The sequence below is a fragment of the Pseudomonas sp. NPDC077186 genome (assembly GCF_044543505.1).
Lineage (GTDB): Bacteria > Pseudomonadota > Gammaproteobacteria > Pseudomonadales > Pseudomonadaceae > Aquipseudomonas.
The window spans coordinates 1-3,279 of sequence record NZ_JBITWE010000017.1 but is presented as its reverse complement, the minus strand read 5'-3'; the positions used below and the strand labels follow the sequence as shown (position 1 = coordinate 3,279).

The 3,279-nt window shown below is 61.4% G+C and carries 4 protein-coding genes and 3 tRNA genes; all 7 read right to left on the bottom strand.

Annotated features, from left to right (window positions below):
- Positions 1-107 (bottom strand): GTP-binding protein (locus ACIGKL_RS24955; RefSeq protein ID WP_202966612.1); only part of this gene is annotated, 107 nt, incomplete at its 3' end.
- A gap of 84 nt (positions 108-191) precedes the next feature.
- Positions 192-267, bottom strand: a tRNA-Thr gene (locus tag ACIGKL_RS24950).
- A 26-nt stretch (positions 268-293) separates the two neighbouring features.
- A tRNA-Gly gene (locus tag ACIGKL_RS24945) sits at positions 294-367 on the bottom strand.
- Positions 368-391: 24 nt separating this feature from the next.
- A tRNA-Tyr gene (locus ACIGKL_RS24940) sits at positions 392-476 on the bottom strand.
- A 142-nt stretch (positions 477-618) separates the two neighbouring features.
- Positions 619-1,302 carry an SPOR domain-containing protein gene (locus tag ACIGKL_RS24935; protein ID WP_397489016.1) on the bottom strand — a complete coding sequence of 228 codons (684 nt, stop codon included), beginning with the start codon at positions 1,300-1,302 and terminating at the stop codon, positions 619-621.
- An 8-nt stretch (positions 1,303-1,310) separates the two neighbouring features.
- Positions 1,311-2,060 carry a pantothenate kinase gene (locus tag ACIGKL_RS24930; protein ID WP_397489015.1) on the bottom strand — a complete coding sequence of 250 codons (750 nt, stop codon included), beginning with the start codon at positions 2,058-2,060 and terminating at the stop codon, positions 1,311-1,313.
- Positions 2,050-3,015, bottom strand: a complete 966-nt coding sequence (gene birA / locus ACIGKL_RS24925) for a bifunctional biotin--[acetyl-CoA-carboxylase] ligase/biotin operon repressor BirA (RefSeq protein WP_397489014.1) — start codon at positions 3,013-3,015, stop codon at positions 2,050-2,052. Before birA ends, ACIGKL_RS24930 begins: the two co-directional genes overlap by 11 nt.
- Positions 3,016-3,279: the final 264 nt, after the last annotated feature.

Here is a 3,279-nt window from a genome sequence, read left to right as displayed (position 1 = left end):
CACACACGGGTCAGAGCAGCGGTCAGAGTGGTTTTACCGTGGTCAACGTGACCGATGGTGCCGACGTTGACGTGCGGTTTGTTACGTTCAAATTTCTCTTTAGCCATCTTGACCGTCTCCTAGCGAAGAATTGAGCAAGCCATGCCGCCATTAAAACAAAGGCAGATACTTTCATATCTGCCTTCATTAGATGGAGCTCATGAGCGGATTTGAACCGCTGACCTCACCCTTACCAAGGGTGTGCTCTACCAGCTGAGCTACATGAGCCAAACTCTATTGCGCCAACCACAAACTGGAGCGGGTAGCGGGAATCGAACCCGCATCATCAGCTTGGAAGGCTGAGGTTCTACCACTGAACTATACCCGCGGAGCTTGCAGCTCACGCTGAATCTGGTGGAGGGGGAAGGATTCGAACCTTCGAAGTCGATGACGTCAGATTTACAGTCTGATCCCTTTGGCCGCTCGGGAACCCCTCCAAAGTGAGGCGGCATTTTCTAGATCTGCCACCCTGCTGTCAAGCATTTTCTCATTTAAAATCGTGAGGTTAGCTACTTTGACAACATCTTCGTCGGGAACCAACTTTGACCACCCTGCGAAGCGGGCGCCATTCTATGCAAACTACTGGAGCAATGCAACGCCTTCGCAGGGCATTAGTTGATGCTGCAAACCGGCGAAATCGCCGGCCAATTGCCCGAGCAAAAACTCATCGGCCAGGCGTCTGCTTTCCGGCGCGATACGCACCCAGAAACTGCGGTGTGCGCGCGACAGCTCGCGCATCTGCGGCTCGTAACCCACCTCGCGCAGGCGCTGCATGACGCTATCGGCCGAGTCGCTGCGCGGGAAAATACCCAGGGAAATGCCGTTGGCCAGATCGCCCTGGGTAATGATGTAGCTATCGATACGCCGTGCCTGCAGCTCGCGCAGCTGCCGCAATGACGCCTGTCGCGAAGCCAGCGGCGGCAGATAGACCCAGTATTCGACCCCCGCTGCCGCATCGACGCTACGCACCTGGGCCTGAATATCCAGGCTGAGCAAGCGCTGCTCCACCACCTTCGCCCGCGCCTCTTCCTCGAAGCTACCGAGAAACAGACAGACCGCCGCCGAGGCCAGCGACTCTTCTTCCACCGGTTCACTGACACGAGCACGCGGCGCAGCGGTCTCGCTCAGCAGACGGATATCCTTGCGCGCGCCCTGGTAACTGCCCGTCGGCGCGACTTCCTTGGCCCGCAGCGGCGCCTGCTGCTGGTGCCAGACGTAATAGAAGACATTGAGCAGAACGAGCAACAGTAAGATCCAACGCATGCCTTGCCTCAATTTAGCGGACAGGCGATGGCCAGCCCGACAAAGACCAGATCGGCCACGACCTGCGCGCCTGGCGCGACATCGCGCACCAGGTCAGCATCCCCGCCAGTCAGGAAAACCTCGAAACCATCCGGAAAGCACAACCGCGCCTGCTCTAGCTGCACCGCGACAAAGCCCCTCAGCATCAACACGCAACCGCGCTCCACCGCCTCCGCCGTGGAGCGCCCGGGCTCCAGCTCCTGCAACGCCGCCAATGCCGACCGCCGGTCGTAGCGAATGCGCCGGGTATGCGTGCTCAGTTGATCGCGCATCAAGGGCAGGCCAGGGCAGATAAAACCGCCGAGATGCGCGCCATCGGCCGCCACCAGATCGGCGGTGACCGCTGTACCGAGGTCCACCACCAGGCAGGCGCGCTGGCCCAGGTGGTAGGCCCCCAGCATCGCCAGCCAGCGATCCAGTCCAAGGCGCTGGTAATCGTCGTAGCCGTTGCGCACCCCCCCGGCTTCTTGGGCCGGCTGAGCGCAGCAAACCTCGACGACGAAGGCCGCACGCAACTCCTCGACCAACCGAGTGGTCTCCGCATCACTGCGCACGCTGACCAGGCGACAGTAGCGAATGCTCAAACCCGGACACTCCGCCAATTCGGCAAACAACCCGGCATCGGAGTCGACCACTCCCGAGCAGACCCGCCCGCCCCCCTGCTCCGTGATCACACGCCACTTGATGAAGCTGTTACCGCAGTCGAGCTCAAGAATCATGCTGCAACCTCAGGCTCAACTCTCCGCCACTGAAAGAACGCTCGACGCCCTCGACGCTCAAGCGGATGGCACCGCGCTCGTCCACTCCGAGCACCACCCCAAGGGTTGCATGATCGCCCGCAAGCAATGCCACCGAACGACCGCGCCACAGATGCAGCGCCTCCCACTCCTCGCGCAAGCCGGCAAAACCTTGTCGCCAGTGGCGAGACAGATGCTCAGCCAGTTGACGTAGCAGCTCGCCTGCCAGCAGATTGCGATCGATCATGCCACCGAGACACTGACGCATGGAGGTCCAGGGTTGATCGATGGCCGCCGACGAGTCGAGCGCCATGTTCGCATTGATACCAATACCGATCACCACATGGCAGACATCCGCCGGGTCGCCGGAAAGCTCCAGCAAGATCCCGGCAATCTTGCGCCCATCCACCAGGACATCGTTCGGCCACTTGAGCCCAGCGGCATTCAGGCCACAAACCTGCAAGGTGCGCGCCACCGCCAGCCCTACGGTCAGGCTCAACGCCTCGACCTGGCGCATGCCGCCATCGACGCGCAATGCCAAGCTGCAGTAGAGATTCTCCGCAAAGGGACTCGCCCAGGCGCGCCCGCGCCGCCCACGCCCCGCCGTTTGCCGTTCGGCGAGCACGACAAAAGGCGCGCTTTGCCCGCCCTCGAGTCGGCGCACTACCTCGGCATTGGTCGAGTCGAGACTGGCCAGCACGGATACCGGCCACGCCAAGGTCGCGACTTGGCGCTCGATCAGCGCGGCATCCAACAAGGTCATCGGCGCCGCCAAGCGATAACCACGGCCGGGAACCTTGAATACCTCGATCCCGAGCTCGGACTCCAGGCTCTGCAACTGTTTCCAGATGGCGCTGCGACTGACACCCAGCGCAGCCCCCAAGGCCTCGCCAGAATGAAAGCGCCCATCCTGCAGAAGTTTCAACAATGCCAGCATGCCAGGCCCCGCCACGAACAAGGCTGGCATGATAACGACGAGCCCACGGCTTGCATAGAAAGCAGAAGACTGCAGAAGCGCGCGGACGGCGGCTGTCCAACCTGCAAACGCCCGATAGCCTCAGGGTGCCCACGGTTAGCGGCGCCCGCTCCGTTCCAGGTTTTCTCGACGCAAAGAAGAAACCCCAGACCGCGTTAGCGATCTGGGGTTTCGTATAGGAGCTTGACGATGACCTACTCTCACATGGGGAAGCCCCACACTACC

Bases quoted from the DNA above. Each gene is read 5' to 3' on its own strand.
- ACIGKL_RS24935 (WP_397489016.1), bottom strand. From the start codon at position 1,302: ATGCGTTGGATCTTACTGTTGCTCGTTCTGCTCAATGTCTTCTATTAC.
- ACIGKL_RS24930 (WP_397489015.1), bottom strand. From the start codon at position 2,060: ATGATTCTTGAGCTCGACTGCGGTAACAGCTTCATCAAGTGGCGTGTG.
- birA (WP_397489014.1), bottom strand. From the start codon at position 3,015: ATGCTGGCATTGTTGAAACTTCTGCAGGATGGGCGCTTTCATTCTGGC.